This window comes from Bacteroides sp. AR20, assembly GCF_964250605.1.
GTDB classification, from domain to species: Bacteria; Bacteroidota; Bacteroidia; order Bacteroidales; family Bacteroidaceae; genus Bacteroides; species Bacteroides uniformis.
The window spans coordinates 212,533-230,313 of record NZ_CAXUGK010000001.1; the positions used below are offsets into that span (position 1 = coordinate 212,533).

The 17,781-nt window shown below is 45.2% G+C and carries 12 protein-coding genes; 9 read left to right on the forward strand and 3 right to left on the reverse strand.

Annotated features, from left to right (window positions below):
* Positions 1 to 126 precede the first annotated feature (126 nt).
* The 3 genes from secA to ACESTD_RS00840 form a co-directional block, all read right to left on the reverse strand.
* Positions 127 to 3,462 (reverse strand): preprotein translocase subunit SecA, encoded by a 3,336-nt coding sequence (secA, locus tag ACESTD_RS00830; protein ID WP_005831963.1) that lies wholly within the window; start codon positions 3,460 to 3,462, stop codon positions 127 to 129.
* A gap of 97 nt (positions 3,463 to 3,559) precedes the next feature.
* The gene (locus tag ACESTD_RS00835) at positions 3,560 to 5,128 is read right to left on the reverse strand and encodes an alkaline phosphatase family protein (protein WP_195288418.1); all 1,569 of its coding nucleotides are present in this window, start codon (positions 5,126 to 5,128) and stop codon (positions 3,560 to 3,562) included.
* Complete coding sequence (locus ACESTD_RS00840; protein WP_373158592.1) at positions 5,128 to 6,348, reverse strand: DUF4105 domain-containing protein; 1,221 nt, start codon at positions 6,346 to 6,348, stop codon at positions 5,128 to 5,130. Before ACESTD_RS00840 ends, ACESTD_RS00835 begins: the two co-directional genes overlap by 1 nt.
* 505 nt (positions 6,349 to 6,853) lie before the next feature.
* Here ACESTD_RS00840 and ACESTD_RS00845 point away from each other — a divergent pair.
* The 9 genes from ACESTD_RS00845 to pdxA all read left to right on the forward strand — a co-directional run bounded on the left by ACESTD_RS00845 (position 6,854) and on the right by pdxA (position 17,781).
* Positions 6,854 to 7,585 (forward strand): type III pantothenate kinase, encoded by a 732-nt coding sequence (locus ACESTD_RS00845; RefSeq protein ID WP_005831955.1) that lies wholly within the window; start codon positions 6,854 to 6,856, stop codon positions 7,583 to 7,585.
* Positions 7,572 to 8,834, forward strand: coding sequence for a hypothetical protein (locus ACESTD_RS00850; RefSeq protein WP_057089747.1), 1,263 nt, complete (start codon positions 7,572 to 7,574; stop codon positions 8,832 to 8,834). The genes ACESTD_RS00845 and ACESTD_RS00850 overlap by 14 nt, the downstream gene beginning before the upstream one ends.
* 45 nt (positions 8,835 to 8,879) lie before the next feature.
* On the forward strand, positions 8,880 to 10,205 hold the full coding sequence (locus ACESTD_RS00855) for a M48 family metallopeptidase (RefSeq protein ID WP_118930898.1): 1,326 nt from the start codon (positions 8,880 to 8,882) through the stop codon (positions 10,203 to 10,205).
* A gap of 4 nt (positions 10,206 to 10,209) precedes the next feature.
* On the forward strand, positions 10,210 to 10,836 hold the full coding sequence (lptC, locus tag ACESTD_RS00860; protein WP_005832858.1) for an LPS export ABC transporter periplasmic protein LptC: 627 nt from the start codon (positions 10,210 to 10,212) through the stop codon (positions 10,834 to 10,836).
* Between the two features lie 4 nt (positions 10,837 to 10,840).
* Positions 10,841 to 12,097 (forward strand): hemolysin family protein, encoded by a 1,257-nt coding sequence (locus ACESTD_RS00865; protein ID WP_005832856.1) that lies wholly within the window; start codon positions 10,841 to 10,843, stop codon positions 12,095 to 12,097.
* 122 nt (positions 12,098 to 12,219) lie between these two features.
* Positions 12,220 to 14,358, forward strand: a complete 2,139-nt coding sequence (locus ACESTD_RS00870) for a SurA N-terminal domain-containing protein (RefSeq protein ID WP_022401940.1) — start codon at positions 12,220 to 12,222, stop codon at positions 14,356 to 14,358.
* Between the two features lie 153 nt (positions 14,359 to 14,511).
* A complete protein-coding gene (gene rlmN / locus ACESTD_RS00875) occupies positions 14,512 to 15,552 on the forward strand; it encodes a 23S rRNA (adenine(2503)-C(2))-methyltransferase RlmN (RefSeq protein ID WP_022401941.1) in 1,041 nt (346 codons plus the stop codon).
* 70 nt (positions 15,553 to 15,622) lie between these two features.
* Positions 15,623 to 16,678 carry a DUF4837 family protein gene (locus ACESTD_RS00880; protein WP_022401942.1) on the forward strand — a complete coding sequence of 352 codons (1,056 nt, stop codon included), beginning with the start codon at positions 15,623 to 15,625 and terminating at the stop codon, positions 16,676 to 16,678.
* Positions 16,679 to 16,683: 5 nt separating this feature from the next.
* Entirely contained in the window at positions 16,684 to 17,781 is a 1,098-nt protein-coding gene (pdxA, locus tag ACESTD_RS00885; protein WP_005831943.1) for a 4-hydroxythreonine-4-phosphate dehydrogenase PdxA, read from the forward strand.

A 17,781-nucleotide genomic window follows, 5' to 3' on the forward strand; every position in this document is an offset into this window, starting at 1 on the left:
AATATTCAAAAGCTGGAACGAATAAAAAATGTGATAATGTGGCAGGAGAAAAAGTGATAGGGTGATAAAAGATACCTGACGGTATCGTCTTATCACCCTATCGCCTTATCATTTTATAGCTTTGATTTATGCATTCCTTCCGTGGCAGTTTTTGTATTTCTTACCGCTTCCGCAAGGACAAGGATCATTGCGTCCTACGGTCTTCTCGGCACGGATAGGTTCGCGTCTTGGTTGTTCACGTGTATCTTGTGCCGCAGCGGCCTGCTGGTTCGGGTCATTCAAATCAACCTTCTGTTCGCGATACTTGCTCATATCCTGGCGTTGTTCCGGAGCAGCCTGGCGCACCTCTACTTGGCGGGGAGCCTGGGGAGCCTCAGGGGCTTCAGCCGGAGCCTCTTGTACCGGGATTTGTCCACGCATTAAGATAGAGATAGTCTGATTATTAATCTTATTCACCATGGCATCAAACAAGTTCACAGATTCCAGCTTGTAAATCAGCAGCGGGTCTTTCTGCTCGTAACTTGCATTCTGCACGGAGTGTTTCAGCTCGTCCAGCTCGCGCAGGTTTTCTTTCCATGCTTCGTCGATGACGTGCAGCAAGATGGATTTCTCGAATGACTTCACCACCTCCTTACATTCTGTCTCATAAGCTCTCTTCAGGTTGCAGGAGATGTTGTACATACGTTTTCCGTCTGTGATGGGGATAAGTATGTTTTCGTACATGTGTCCCTGCGTTTCGTATACTTGTTTGATGACCGGATAGGCTATCTGTGCCATACGTTCTGTCTTGCGTTTGAAGAGTTCCATGGCAGCGTCAAAAGTTCTGTCTGCCAGTTTTTCTTTCTTCTCATTACGGAATTCCTCTTCGGTGAAAGGTACTTCCATGGCAAGTGTCTGGAGCACATCCATCTTGCAGTTTTCGTAGTCGGGCGCTTCAATGGCATTGGCACAACGGTCCCAAATCATGTTCACGATATCCATGCCGATACGTTCGCCCATCAAAGCGTGGCGGCGTTTGGTGTAGACTACTGTACGTTGCTTGTTCATCACGTCGTCATATTCCAACAGACGCTTACGGATGCCGAAGTTGTTTTCCTCAACTTTCTTTTGTGCACGTTCAATGGACTTGGAAATCATGCCGTGTTCAATCATTTCACCTTCTTTGAAACCCAGTTTGTCCATTACACTGGCAATGCGGTCACTGGAGAACAAACGCATCAGGTCATCTTCCAAAGATACGAAGAATACAGAAGAACCCGGGTCGCCTTGACGTCCTGCACGACCACGTAACTGACGGTCCACACGGCGTGATTCGTGGCGTTCTGTACCGATGATGGCAAGACCGCCTGCAGCTTTCACTTCCGGACTCAGCTTGATGTCGGTACCACGGCCGGCCATATTGGTAGCGATGGTTACAGCACATTTCAAACCGGCAGTAGCCACAATATCCGCTTCCTTCTGATGCAGTTTGGCATTCAATACACTATGTTCAATCTTACGCATGGTAAGCATTTTGCTCAACATTTCAGAGATTTCAACAGAAGTGGTACCCACCAGTACGGGGCGTCCTGCTGCCACCATTTTTTCTATCTCTTCGATGACTGCTTTATATTTTTCACGTTTTGTCTTGTAAACGCGGTCATTCATGTCATTACGGGCAATGGGGCGGTTAGTCGGAATAACCACTACATCCAGTTTGTAGATGTCCCACAACTCGCCGGCTTCTGTTTCTGCCGTACCGGTCATACCGGATAGTTTGTGGTACATACGGAAATAGTTCTGTAATGTAATGGTGGCAAAAGTCTGGGTGGCAGCTTCTACTTTCACGCCTTCTTTGGCTTCGATGGCTTGGTGCAAACCGTCAGAATAACGACGTCCTTCCATGATACGTCCCGTCTGCTCATCCACAATCTTCACTTGGCCGTCAATTACCACATATTCGTCATCTTTCTCGAACATGGTGTATGCCTTCAACAGTTGGTTGATGGTATGCACACGTTCGCTTTTGATGGCATAGTTGGTCATCAGGGCATCCTTCTTTTCAAGGCGCTGTTCGTCTGTCAGCTCTGTTTCGTTTTCCAAGGCAGAGAGTTGCGCTGTGATATCGGGGAGTACGAAGAAAGTGGGGTCCTCTACATTGCTACTAATCAAGTCTACGCCCTTGTCCGTCAAATCCACGCTGTTCATTTTCTCTTCAATAACGAAGTACAGCGGGTCAGTCACCTCGTGCATGCGCTTGTTGTTCTGCTCCATGTAGATTTCTTCGGTCTTCAGCATACCGGCCTTGATGCCTTGTTCGCTGAGGAACTTGATGAGTGCCTTGTTCTTGGGCAGGCACTTGTGACTGCGGTACAAAGCGAGGAAGCCTTCTTCCTGGTCTTTCTTATCGTTTGATGCAATCAGGCGCTTGGCATCGGCCAGGTATTGGGTAGCCAGTTTTTTCTGAGCTTCTACCAGACGTTCCACTTGCGGGCGGAGCTGTTCGAAGAGTTGGTCATCGCCTTTGGGAACCGGTCCGGAGATAATCAGCGGAGTACGGGCATCATCAATCAATACTGAGTCTACCTCATCGACAATGGCATAATTATGTTGGCGTTGTACCAGGTCTTTGGGGCTGATAGCCATGTTGTCACGCAGGTAGTCGAAACCGAATTCATTGTTTGTACCGAACGTGATATCTGCCAGATAAGCTTTGCGACGGGCATCAGAGTTGGGCTGGTGCTTGTCGATGCAATCTACACTCAAACCGTGGAACATGTAAAGAGGACCCATCCATTCGGAGTCACGTTTTGCCAGATAGTCGTTCACTGTTACCACGTGCACGCCGTTACCAGTCAGGGCATTGAGGAATACCGGTAGGGTAGCTACCAATGTCTTACCTTCACCGGTTGCCATTTCGGCAATCTTACCTTTATGTAGAACCACACCACCGAATAGCTGTACATCATAATGTACCATGTTCCATACAGTATCGTTACCACCTGCTATCCAATGGTTCTGGTAGATGGCTTTATCGCCTTCGATGCGTACAAAGTCTTTAGTGGCAGCCAGTTGGCGGTCAAAATCGGTAGCTGTAACCACTATTTCTTCATTTTCAGAGAATCGTTTGGCTGTTTCCTTTACAATAGAGAAAGCGGTGGGTAATACTTCGTCCAGCGCTTTTTCATAAATCTCCAATATCTCTTTCTCGATTTTGTCGATTTGGTTGAAGAGGTCTTCGCGTTTTTCCAGTTCGGTATCTTCAACGCTGGCTTTCAGTTCTTCCACTTTGGCGCGTTGTTCGGCTGCCGAATCGTGGATGTAGGCTTTCAGTTCTTCTGTCTTGGCGCGTAGGGCGTCGTTGTCGAGTTTGGCTACTTCCGGGTAAGCGGCTTTGATTTTCTCCACCCACGGTTGTATTTCTTTCATGTCGCGTGTGGATTTGTTGCCGAAAATCGAGCTTAAAAATTCATTAAATCCCATTATATATTTGTTTTTATTATTATTGCTGAGTTAGTTGAGCGTGCAAAGTTACTGATTTCTATACAGATTATCCAGATTTGCACAGATTATTTTAGAATCAAAAGTCAAGGGGAGATGCTGTACTTGCATTAGGGGCGCGGATGCGCATTACACTTGCCAAGGTAGGGGCAATGCGGTCAATACTGATGGGGGTACGGATGGTTTCAGCCTTCATTCCACCTCCCAATAAAATGAGGGGAGCAGGAATATCGGCCGTACGTACTACACGGTTATCAGTACTATTTTCCTGCATGATAGTCCAGCCCGGGAGTATTTCCATGAGCAAATCGCCAGAGCGCTTGCGATGAAAACTATTGCGTATACGTTCTATTTGCGGTGACCAGGGGCCCAAAAGCAGGCGATGAGCTGAATATACTTCGCTCACGCCACTAAACTGAACCAGAAATTCGGCAGATTTTTCTTGAATTTCAGTCAGGCTCAACTGCTTGTTCTCAATAAGTTTATGGTTGAGATAGATTTGTTGGTCATAATAAGCTTCCACATATTGTCCCTCGCCATAGGATGCCATGAGGTACATGTTTAGCAGGGCGGCACAGCGGTTCAGGTAGAATTCACCACCCGGTATCCGGTATACGCCCGGGTCGGCTGCTTCCGGGTCGGCATAGCCGGTGGAGGTGATGCAGAAAAGTACGTTGTGGAGCCCAACTTTACGTTCTATGAGCTCTAATAAGGAAGCTATACTACGGTCCAGTCGCACGTAGGTGTCTTGCATTTCCATGGCACATTCCTGCGTACTTCGGTGGTTATAATTTCCTGCGTAGTAAGTCAGCGATAATAGGTCGGGCACGTCATCTTGTCCGATAGTGCTCTTATTCAGCAGCTCTTCGGTCAGCAGGTTGACTTCCTCATTGATGAAAGGGCTGGTTATCAAGCGGCGGAACTTGTTTGTCCGTTCACCATCCAGCTTGTATTTGAATGGCTCGTTGCGCCATTCGGGCAGAAATGTATAGTTGGTAAAAGGAAGTGCAGGTGTCCATACCATATCCTTGATACGGTAGTCAGGAGATTTCCAGTCGTTGTATTGGCTCAGCCACCACGGAAATTCATTATAATAAGTCGTACTGCACCATTTTCCGGTATTGTTATTAAGCCAGAAAGCACCGTTCCCCGCGTGCCCGGCACCCAATATGGCGGCATCGCGGAAAGGCGCGATGGCATAGACCAGACCTTTGTTGCGGGTAGCTATTTTCAGCTCGTCGGCAATAGTAGAGGTCAGTAATTGGGAGGGGGAAGTGCTTTCGTCGGTATAGTTGCCCATGAAGTTGGGGTCTTCTACACAGTTTATGGGGCGTAGTGTACCTGCATCCAGCCACTGCTCTGCAATGATGCCGTTCATGGACGGTGTTGTCCCGGTATAGATGGCGGCAATGGCCGAGGCTCGGTCCGTTCCGCAAAAAGGAAATTCTGCTTGACGGAATACTTTACCTTCACGCAGTAAGCGCTTAAACCCCTTTTCTCCGTATAAGGACGAAAATGCTTCCATATAGTCTGTACGCAACTGGTCAATGGTCAATGTTACCACCAGCTTTGGGGAGGCAGGCAGCGGTTGGGCTTGCAGACCACTGAATGTAAGTGCGAGTATGGAAGTTATCAGTCCTTTTTTCATTACTTTCGTTTGTATGTTAGAATGAGGTTGCTTGCAGAACGTATCAGCAAACACAGTGCCAAAGGTAATACTGCTGGCGGAATTCTCTGCGGAATTATTGTCCAAAGCCCTATAAAAAGTGTTAAAACTACAAAATTAACCAGCATATAGCGGCTTATTTCCCTTTTTCGTACCCTGGATAGCATGAATGGAAGGCAGAAAAGGTGAAATGGATGGAATACAAATAATATATAATTGGGACTTACTGCCGGATGCTGTGAGAATAGTGCTAAAAATGCCAGTATACATCCAGCCATTCCGGCAACCAAGAAGAGTATGAGGTCTATGCCCCAAAGAGTTTTCCCTCTTCGTATGCCGTAAATGCTGATGCCTGCTACAAGTATCAGTAATAGCGAAGCCGACTGCATCGGTGTGATGCCTCTGCTGACGAAGTCGGCTGGTGTTTTACCCGTTACTACGATTTTTTCTTCTTTGGCAACCAGTGGCCGTGCTTGTCCTTCTTTGTCCACAATCTGCGCTTTATTGAAATACTCCTGCATGTAGAAGGGGACGAACATTGCCAGCCGCCGGTTGATGGGTTCGTCTGCTTTGCTGCCCATGCATAGGTCCATGCCGAAACGTGACCACAAATGGCCTTCACTGTATTTATGCAGCAAATCCCTGAAAGAGATTCCCGTACTGTTAGCAGTCATATTGTCAGCGTATTGCAGAGTGCCGTTGATGGCACGCTCTATCCGGTCCCGCGGGCGGGTGGCACAATTGTCGTAGAAAAAATTGTAGCGGTATACTCGGTTTTCAGGGCGGTAGTTTTCTGTTAATAGTGCTATCAGGCGTTCTTTTTCCTCTTCTGTTAGGTTTAACGTTTGTTGCCAGACATCGCGTCCCAGATAGTTGTATTCGGCGGCGAAATGCTCATAATCGGTTACTCCAAGTTGATAATCCGTTTCTCCCAAGGCAAAACGGAAGATGAAGTTAGGGGCGTTGAAGTTGAACATGCCGTAATTGAAGACGGCGTCAATGCCACGTGTATAGTTCTCGTACCGTATGGCAGTGTGTCCGAATAGGGAATAAATCTCTCCTCCTGCAGCGCAAGTCAGTAGGCTGACGCGTACGGAGTCTGTTGCAGCAGTCTTTTGCTGTTGTGTCACCTGGGCATTTGCTGAAGGCAAACAGAAGAAAAAGATTACTATATATATATGTATAAGTAGGCTTCGTTTCATGCTGCAAACTTACGGAAAAAACTAATATTATCCCAATTTGTGATTAGGAACTAAAGCGGTTATTCGCGTTATTCCGGTCATCTGTGTCCGAAGAATCTTTTTTAATTATGAACTTGATACAATTCTTAATTCGCATTATTGGTTGTTTTGAATCAACTGTCGAGTACGAGTGGTAGGTATTTTCTATTTACAAACGATACGGGTGCAAGAAATAGTGGTATATTGAACCTGATTCAGTCGTATACTGAATGCCATTCAATCGTATACTGAATAGGGCTCAGTCGTATACTGAATGTAGCGCATTTAGTTGTATTGATAATCAGGTGGTTGTGGTATGATGTTGCGGCTTTAATAAATCTCAACAGAATGTAAAAGTGGCATTGTGGTTGTTTGGTGTGGATGTGAATAAGAATTCTTGTGCAGTTGTTCTTCTAATAAAGAGATGGTTTCTGCTGAATTTCAATATTAATGTTATATCTTTGCGCCGCTAAATTTATGCAATACGGTGAATCTCATTATTGATATAGGAAATACAATCGCCAAGATGGCGGTGTTTGATGGTGGACGTATCGTGGAGGTGGTGTATGACTCCAATCTGACGTTGGAACGGTTGCCTGAAGTATGCCGTACATATACGATTGAAAAAGCGATAGTGGCTACTGTCATTGATTTGAGTAGAGAGGTGTTGTCGCAACTGGAAGATATGGCTGTCCCCATTCTGTGGCTCAATGAAAAGACTTCTCTTCCGGTAGAAAACCTCTATGAAACTCCCCGGACGCTGGGGTATGATCGTATGGCGGCGGTGGTAGGAGCCAATGAGCAATTTCCTGGCAGGGATATACTGGTGATTGATGCCGGTACCTGTATCACTTATGAGTTTGTCGATGCTGCTGCCCGCTATCATGGCGGGAATATCTCTCCCGGCCTGCAGATGCGTTTCAAGGCGCTTCATCAGTTTACCGGACGGCTTCCAATGGTGGCTCTTGAGGGGCGGATGGTGCCCATGGGGAAGGATACCGATACGGCTATCCGTGCCGGAGTACTGAAGGGTATTGAATATGAAATTTCAGGTTACATTACGGTTATGAAGCATAAATATCCTGAACTTTTGGTTTTTTTAACGGGCGGGGATGATTTTTCTTTTGATACAAACTTAAAAAGTATCATCTTTGCAGACAGATTTTTAGTGTTGAAAGGATTAAATAGAATTTTAAACTATAATAATGACAGGCTATAGACAAACACTGTTAGTGCTCTTGCTCACGATATTATCAGGAGCGGCAGTCGCTCAAAATAATACAAATTCTCCCTATACACGATATGGATATGGACAGTTATCTGAACAAGGCTCGAGCAACAGTAGGGCGATGGGTGGTATTGCCTATGGTTTACGGGACAAGTATCAGACAAACTTCGCTAATCCAGCATCCTATACGGCGGTAGATTCGCTGACTTTTATCTTTGATGGAGCAGTCTCTTTACAGAATACAAACCTCAGTAACGGTACTCTGAAACGAAATGCCAAGAATTCCAGTTTTGATTACATCACGATGCAGTTTCGTGCAAGTAAATGGGCTGCCATAAGCTTGGGATTGTTGCCTTATTCGAATGTGGGATACAGCATGGGAGAGTACCGGGAAGATACGGAATTCCCAGACAAATCTACGACGGTAAGCTATTCGGGAGAAGGAGGTCTGCATCAGCTTTATTTAGGTGCGGGCTTTAAAATAATTAAAAATCTTTCTGTCGGTGCGAATTTTTCGTATCTTTGGGGAGATATAACAAGAACCGCTGCGGAAACCTTTCCGTCCAGTTCAAGTGTATTTCCTATTACAATACAGTCTAATGTGGCTGTAAAGAGTTATAAGTTGGATTTTGGAGCGCAGTACACCCATCAGTTTGGGAAAAAGCATGTTGCAACGTTGGGAGTCGTCTTTTCTCCGGGGCATGATTTGAGTAACGATGCGTACGAAGTTACGCAGACTGGTGATAGCAATACGGGAGCTACTTCGGCAACGAGGGATACTATTGTTACTTGCGGCATTCCGACAACATTTGGCGCAGGTGTGACGTACGTGTACGACAATCGTCTGACGGTAGGAGCGGATGTGATGTTCCAGAATTGGAGCAAAGTGAGCTATATGAACAATGACGAGGCGTTTTGCGACCGTGGAAGAATATCCGTTGGTGCAGAGTATCTGCCGAATCCTATGGGAAGAAGTTATTTGTCTCATGTGAAGTATCGTTTGGGAGCTTATTATTCCAAACCTTATTATAAGATAGACGGTGTACGTGCCGCTGATGAATATGGTGTTACTGCCGGTTTTGGATTACCCATACCGAGAACCCGTTCTGTATTGAGCCTTTCTGCGCAATACGTGCGAACCAAAGGAACCCAAGCAGCGTTCTTGAACGAAAATACATTGCGCATTTGTATCGGAGTAACCTTTAACGAACGTTGGTTCTTCAAGCGTAAAGTGGATTAATGGAAATTGAATAGACAAAAATATAACAACTAAAATTTAAATACAATGAAAATTAAGACGCTTGTGGCTGTCTTGCTCCTTTCGGGTGGAGTGACCAGCACTTTCGCACAGACTGAAAATTGTAATTCGAACAGTAGTATCTCTCATGAAGCAGTGAGAGCTGGTAACTTTAAGGATGCATACGCTCCTTGTATGGCTGTATTGAAGGATTGTCCTACACTGCGGTATTACACATTTACAGATGCTCAGAAGATTTTAGTGGGTTTCTTGAGTCAGATTAAGGATAGAAATTCTGCTGATTACAAGAAGTATTTTGATGAGTTGATGGATGTATATGATTTGAGAATGAAGTATATTCCTGAATTCATTGGTAAGGGAATGAAGGGCGTGCCGAGTGTGGCTGATGCCTTGGGTGCCAAAGCTGTGGATTATCTTCAGTTCGCTCCTGCTCCGGACCTTAATACGGCTTATAATTGGCTGAAAGAATCTGTTCATGCTGAAAAGGGTGGTTCCAAAGGTGCGGTGTTGCACTATTTCCTGGATACTTCCATGCAGAAGGTAAAGGCTGATGATAATCATACCGACCAGTTCTTCCAGGATTATATTGATGCTTCCAAGTATGCAGATGACGCACTTGCTGCTGAAACCAAGGAAGCTAAGAAGGCTAACTTGCAAGCTATCAAGGATAACCTCGTGGCCATGTTCATTCAGAGTGGTGTAGCTGATTGTGAATCTTTGCAGAATATCTATGGTCCTAAGGTGGAAGCAAGCAAGACTGACTCCGCTTTCTTGAAGAAGGCATTGAACATCCTGAAATTGATGAAGTGCAACGAAAGCGAAGTTTACTTCAAGGCATCTGAGTACATGTATCAGATTGACCCGACTGCCGATGCAGCTGTAGGTGTAGCATACATGTACTATAAGAAAGGTGACTATGACAATGCCGTGAAGTATTTTGATGAAGCATTGGCTAAAGAAACAGATAATGACAAGAAGGCTGAAATGGCATACGCTACTGCCGCAGCCTTGATGCAGGCCAAGAAACTCTCTCAGGCAAGAAGCTACTGCCAAAAGGCTATGAGCTTTAAGGAGAACTATGGAGAGCCTTATATTTTACTGGCACAGCTTTACGGCTCCAATCCTAACTGGACCGATGAGCCTGCTCTGAATAAGTGTACTTACTTTGTAGTAATTGACAAGCTGCAGAGAGCTAAAGCTGTAGATCCTTCAGTTACAGAACGTGCTAACGAATTGATTGGTACTTATTCCCGCCACACTCCCCAGGCTAAAGACCTCTTTATGTTGGGTTACAAAGCCGGTGACCGTATCACTATCGGCGGATGGATAGGTGAATCTACAACTATCAGATAAAACTATGTTGCTACAACCCATCAACGTTGTTTATCATAAAAATGCAAGCATAACCATTGTCCTTGGGGCAATGGTTATGCTTCTTTTATTTTCTTCGTGTTCCGGGAAGAAGAAGGAACTGGGCGATGCCATTACCGAACGTGACTCTATGGCGGTGATGGACACCCGTGGGGTGACTACGCTGGTGTCTGATTCCGGTGTAACACGTTATCGCATCAATACGGAAGAGTGGCTGGTCTTTGACCGGAAGAATCCTCCTTACTGGGCTTTTGAAAAGGGGGTCTATTTGGAGAAGTTCGACTCTATCTTCCAAGTGGAGGCGAGTATCAAGGCTGATACAGCCTACTTCTTTAATAAGGAAGAGTTATGGAAACTGATGGGGAATGTGCATATACAGAATTTGAAAGGTGAGCAGTTTGATACAGAGCTGCTGTATTGGGACCAGCGGACACAAAGAATTTATTCGGATGAGTTTATCCGTATCGAACAGCCTGACCGTATCATTACGGGACATGGCTTTGAATCCAACCAGCAGATGACCGTTTACACGATTCGCAAGCCGGAGGGCATCTTCTATGTTGACGAGGAAGCTGCCGCAGCAGACAGCTTGCAGACTGATACCATAAATTGATAAAATGGATACCGTTATTTTTTTATTGATAACCATGGCTTTCTCCGCTTTCTTTTCAGGAATGGAGATTGCCTTTGTTTCCGTAGATAAACTGCGTTTTGAGATGGAAAGGAAGTCAGGCGTCACTTCCAGTATCATTTCCTATTTCCTTCGCAACCCGAACAACTTTATCTCGACCATGCTCGTGGGCAATAACATTGCGCTTGTCATTTATGGTATCTTGATGGCACAAATCATAGAGGTGAATCTTCTTGCCGGAATTATTTCCAATCATTTTGTAATGGTGTTGGTGCAGACTGTAATTTCCACTCTTATTATTTTGGTAACCGGTGAGTTCTTGCCGAAGACTTTGTTTAAAATCAATCCCAATCTGATGCTGAGGGTATGTGCCATTCCTTTATTCATATGTTATGTCATTCTGTTTCCTGTTTCAAAGTTTGCATCGGGATTGTCGTATCTGTTCCTTCGGATATTTGGGATGAAAGTAAACAAGGAGGCGTCGGCCAAGGCTTTTGGCAAAGTGGATTTGGATTACTTCATCCAGTCGAGCATAGAGAATGCGGAAAGTGAAGAAGAACTGGATGCAGAGGTAAAGATATTCCAAAATGCGCTTGACTTTTCGAATATAAAGATACGCGACTGTATTGTACCGCGTACAGAGGTGGTAGCTGTAGATCTGACCACTACATTGGAAGAATTGAAATGTCTTTTTGTGGAGTCGGGTATTTCCAAAATCATAGTATATGATGGAAATATAGATAATGTGGTGGGATATATTCACTCGTCGGAGATGTTCAGGAATCCGGTGGACTGGAGGAATAACGTGAAGGAAGTGCCTATTGTACCCGAAACGATGTCGGCCCACAAACTGATGAAACTGTTCATGCAGCAGAAAAAAACGATTGCTGTAGTGGTGGACGAATTCGGTGGTACGGCGGGTATCGTCTCTTTGGAGGATTTGGTGGAAGAAATTTTCGGCGATATTGAGGATGAGCATGATAATACGTCCTATGTATGTAAGCAGCTGGGTGAACGTGAATATGTGCTTTCGGCCCGTCTGGAAATAGAAAAGGTAAATGAGACTTTCGGGCTCGACCTGCCGGAATCGGATGATTATCTGACAGTGGGCGGTCTGATTCTGAACCGTTATCAAAGTTTCCCGAAGCTGCATGAAGTGATTGAAGTGGATAATTATCAGTTTAAAATAATCAAGGTAACAGCCACTAAAATTGAGTTGGTAAGACTGAAAGTCATTGAATAATTTCATTTAGGCATAATTTTTTAAAGAATAAATGGATGCGTATTAGCATTTTTTGTATCTTCGTGCGCTAAAATGAACGTGTTAGGAAAATAATAATAAACAAATAAATCATATTAACTAAAATGGCAACATTACAAAACATTCGGTCTAAAGGACCTTTATTGGTGATTGTTATTGGTTTGGCGCTGTTTGCTTTCATCGCAGGTGACGCGTGGAAAGTGCTTCAGCCACACCAGTCACAAGACGTAGGTGAAGTGAACGGGGAATCAATTTCCGCTCAGGATTTTCAAGCATTGGTAGAAGAATATACAGAAGTCATCAAGTTCTCCAGTGGCAACAGTGCATTGAGCGATGAGCAGACAAACCAAATCAAAGATGAAGTATGGAGAACATACGTCAATAATAAGCTGATTGAAAAGGAAGCAAAGAAACTCGGTCTGGTTGTATCGAAGGCTGAGATTCAGGCTATCATTAATGCCGGTGTGCATCCGATGCTGCAACAGACTCCGTTCCGTAATCCTCAGACCGGTGCGTTTGATAAGGATATGTTGAAGAAGTTCTTGGTGGACTATTCAAAAATGAATAAGGCGCAGATGCCTTCACAATATGCAGAATACTATGAATCCATGTACAAGTTCTGGTCTTTCCTCGAAAAGTCTCTTATCCAGGCACGTCTTCAGGAGAAGTATCAGGCTTTGATTACAAAATCTCTTTTCTCCAACCCGGTAGAAGCTCAGGACGCTTTTGATGCAAGAGTAGAGCAGTCAGACCTGCTGCTTGCTGCAGTTCCCTATTCTTCTATCGTTGACTCTACCATCGTTATCAAGGATTCTGATTTGAAGGCTGCATACGACAAGAAGAAAGAACAGTTCAAGCAATATGTGGAAACTCGCAATATCAAGTTCATTGATGTGCAAGTTACTGCAAGTGCAGAAGACAGAGCTGCTCTCCAGAAGGAAATGGAAGAATACACCGAACAACTTACTGCCAATCCTTCTGACTATACTACCTTCATCCGTTCTACCGGTTCCGAAGCTCCTTATACAGACTTGTTCTACACTACTAAGTCTCTGCCTGCTGATGTGACAGCCCGTTTGGATTCTGTTGCGGTGGGTGGTGTATTCGGACCTTATTATAACGTATCGGACAATACTCTTAACTCTTTCAAGAAATTGGCTACTGCTGCTATGCCGGACTCTATCGAGTTCCGTCAGATTCAGGTAGTTGCCGAAGATGCTGAAAAGACGAAGACTTTAGCCGACAGCATCTACAATGCTATTAAGGGTGGTGCCAGCTTTGCTGAAGTTGCGAAGAAGTACGGTCAGACCGGTGAGCCTACCTGGATTTCTTCTGCTAACTACGAAGGCGCACAGATTGACGGTGACAACTTGAAATACATTACCGCTGTCACAACTTTGGGACAGAACGAACTGACCAATCTGGCGTTGGGACAAGCAAATGTCATTTTGCAAGTAACCAACAAGAAGGCTGTCAAGGATAAATATAAGGTAGCCGTTATCAAGCGTCCGGTAGAATTCAGCAAGGAAACTTACAGCAAGGCATACAATGAGTTTAGCCAGTTCATCGCTGCAAACAATACTTTAGAGAAAATGATTGCCAATGCGGAAGATGCCGGTTACAAGTTGCTGGATAGAGCCGACTTGTACAGCTCTGAACATGGTATCGGTGGTATCAGAGGAACCAAAGATGCTTTGAAATGGGCGTTTGAGGCAAAAGCCGGTGAAGTTTCCGGTTTGTACGAATGTGGCGAGAGCGACCGTATGCTGGTAGTAGGTGTTGCAAGTATTGTTCCTGAAGGTTATCGCCCACTGGCTTTGGTAAAGGATCAGTTGAGAGCTGAAATTCTCCGTGACAAGAAAGCAGAGAAGATTATGGCTGATATGAAGGCTGCCAATGCAACTTCGTTCGAGCAGTACAAGAATATGGCAAATGCTGTTAGTGATTCTGTAAAGCACGTTACTTTCTCTGCTCCTGCCTATATCCCGGCATTGCGTAGCAGCGAACCTCTGGTAGGCGCATACGCTTCTATTGCCGAAGTGAACAAGCTGAGTGCTCCTATCAAGGGTAACGGTGGTGTATTCGTTCTGCAACCTTATGCAAAAGAGAAGCTGAACGAAACATTCAACAAGGAAACTGAAGAGGCTAACTTGGCTAACATGCATGCACGCATGGCAAGCCAGTTCATCAGTGACTTGTATCTGAAAGCCAACGTAAAAGACCAACGTTATTTATTCTTCTAAGAATAGAAAACCCATATTGAAAAGCCGTTCGGTACTCCCGGGCGGCTTTTTCATTCTCTGTACATTTCATTTTCTATACTCTCCGTTGTCTTTGTGCAACTTTATTCCTACCTTTGCATTCTTGAAAGAGTTTTGTTTTTAATGAAAAACGATATGCAGAAACGACCTCTATTGGGCTTGACGCTCTCTGAATTGCAGAATGTGGTGAAGAATCTGGGAATGCCCGGTTTCTCTGCCAAGCAGATAGCTTCCTGGCTGTATGACAAGAAGGTGACTTCTATAGACGAAATGAGCAATCTTTCGTTGAAGCATCGGGAATTGCTGAAAGAAATCTATGAGGTAGGTGCCGAAGCGCCGGTAGATGCCATGCGCTCTGTAGACGGTACGGTGAAATACTTGTACCGGGCAGGCGAGGGGCATTTCGTGGAAGCTGTCTATATACCCGACGAAGACAGGGCTACGCTTTGTGTCTCCTCGCAGGTGGGCTGTAAGATGAATTGCAAGTTCTGTATGACCGGCAAACAAGGTTTTACTGCCAATCTGACATCCAACCAGATTATTAATCAAATCAATTCGTTGCCCGAAAGGGACAAGCTTACCAATGTGGTAATGATGGGCATGGGTGAACCACTTGATAATCTGGACGAGGTATTGAAAGCGCTGGAAATAATGACCGCCTCTTATGGGTATGCGTGGAGTCCCAAGCGTGTTACACTTTCTTCTGTGGGATTGAAGAAGGGCTTGCAGCGTTTTATTGAGGAATCGGACTGCCATCTGGCTATCAGCCTTCATTCGCCGATACCTTTGCAACGCCGCGAACTGATGCCGGCAGAGAAGGCGTTCTCCATCACGGAGATTGTGGAATTGTTAAGAAACTATGATTTTAGCAAACAGCGCAGACTATCTTTTGAATATATTGTTTTCAAAGGAGTGAATGACTCGTTACCGTATGCAAAGGAACTTCTGAAGCTGCTACGCGGGCTGGACTGCCGGATTAACCTGATTCGTTTTCATGCCATACCTGGAGTGAATCTTGAAGGGGCTGATATGGAAACCATGACTGCGTTCCGTGATTATCTGACTTCGCACGGTCTGTTTACCACTATACGGTCATCGCGTGGAGAGGATATATTTGCCGCTTGTGGCATGTTGTCCACTGCCAAGCAGGAGGAGAATAAAGAAGAATTAATATAAATTATTAACTTAGGTAGGGAGGATATTACGCATTCTTCGTAGCTTTGTGAAAAACTAAAATGATAGAGATATGAGAAAGCACTTGTTTTATTTAAGTATGGTTCTCGTACTGACACTTTTTTCCGCTTGCGGTGGTGGTAAAAAGGGTGTGTTTACTCCGACCTCCAGTGGTCGTGCGTATGAAGTTCTGGTAGTGGTGGAGCCCGGCTTGTGGGAACGTCCTGCCGGTAGGGCGCTTTTCGATGTGCTTGATTCTGATGTTCCGGGGCTTCCCCAGTCAGAACGTTCATTCCGAATCATGTATACTGCCCCTTCCAATTATGATGCCACTTTAAAACTGATTCGCAATATCATTATTGTCGATGTGAACAAGGACCTCTATACCCAGCCTAAATTCAAGTATGCAAGGAATGTATATGCTGCTCCTCAGTCTATTCTCACTATTCAGGCACCGGACGAGGCTTCGTTCGAGAAATTTGTGGAGGAGAATAGGCAGGTAATCATCGATTTCTTTACCCATGCGGAAATGAATCGTCAGATTTCAGTATTGAAGGACAAGCATAGCGACTATATAGCAACGAAGGTGAAAAGCCAGTTCGATTGCGATGTATGGGTGCCGGGCGAACTGACATCTACCAAGGAGGGTGAGAACTTCTTCTGGGCAGGTACGAATGCAGCTACCGGCGACCAGAACTTTGTAATCTACTCTTATCCTTATACGGATAAGGATACGTTTACTAAAGAATATTTTGTTCATAAACGCGATTCCGTGATGAAGGTTAATATCCCTGGTGCCCGTGAAGGCATGTATATGTCGACGGATTCTCTGATGACCGATGTACGCCCCATCAGTGTGCAGGGAGACTATGCACTGGAGGCCCGCGGCTTGTGGCGCATAAAGGGTGACCTCATGGGCGGTCCGTTCGTATCGCATGTACGTTTGGACAAGGCCAATCAGCGTATTATCGTATCTGAAATATTTATTTATTCACCTGATAAAATGAAACGTAATCTGGTACGTCAGATGGAGGCTTCGCTCTATACCTTGAAACTGCCCGGCAGCAAGCAGGAAGGTGCGGAAATTCCGGTAGGCGTAACCTCAAAAGATACTACTAATAATAAGTAATAAAAATGGAAGACAACAAAATAAGAGTCGGCATTACACAAGGCGACATTAATGGTGTAGGGTATGAAGTGATTTTAAAGACGTTTGCAGACCCGGTGATGCTGGAATTGTGCACGCCGATTATCTACGGTTCGCCTAAAGTGGCAGCTTATCATCGTAAATCATTGGACTTGCCTACCAACTTCAGTATCGTCAACTCCGCCTCCGAAGCGGTTCCCAATCGCTTGAGTGTAGTGAACTGTACGGATGATGAAGTAAAGGTTGAGTTCTCTAAACCTGACGTTGAAGCTGGTAAAGCTGCACTTGGTGCACTGGAAAAAGCCATTGAGGAATATAAGGAGGGAATGATAGACGTGATTGTCACAGCTCCCATCAACAAGCATACCATCCAGTCGGAGGAGTTTGCCTTCCCCGGACATACGGAGTATATAGAGCAAAAATTGGGAGATGGCGAGAAGGCCCTTATGATTCTGATGAAAGATGACTTCCGGGTAGCATTGGTGACCGGACATATTCCCGTTAAAGAGATAGCCGGAAGCATCACCAAAGAACTGATACAAGAAAAACTGAAGATATTCAACCGCTCCTTGAAGCAGGATTTTGCTATCAGCGCACCGCGTATTGCAGTGCTTTCGCTGAATCCGCATGCAGGAGACGGCGGATTGCTGGGAACTGAAGAGCAGGAGATTATCATTCCGGCCATCAACGAAATGGCTGCTAAGGGTATGCTTTGCTATGGTCCTTATCCGGCAGACGGGTTTATGGGCTCAGATAACTTTACCCATTTTGATGGTATCCTGGCCATGTATCACGACCAGGGGCTGGCACCGTTCAAGGCATTGGCTATGGACGAGGGCGTGAACTATACTGCCGGCTTGCCGGTGATACGCACTTCGCCTGCTCATGGCACGGCCTACGATATTGCCGGGAAAGGAATCGCCTCTGAAGATTCATTCCGGCAGGCTATCTATGTGGCAATAGATGTGTTCCGTAACCGCCAGCGTGAGAAAGAGGCACATGCAAATCCGCTGCGCAAGCAATATTACGAGAAACGTGACGATAGCGACAAACTGAAACTCGATAGTGTAGAAGAAGATTTGTAG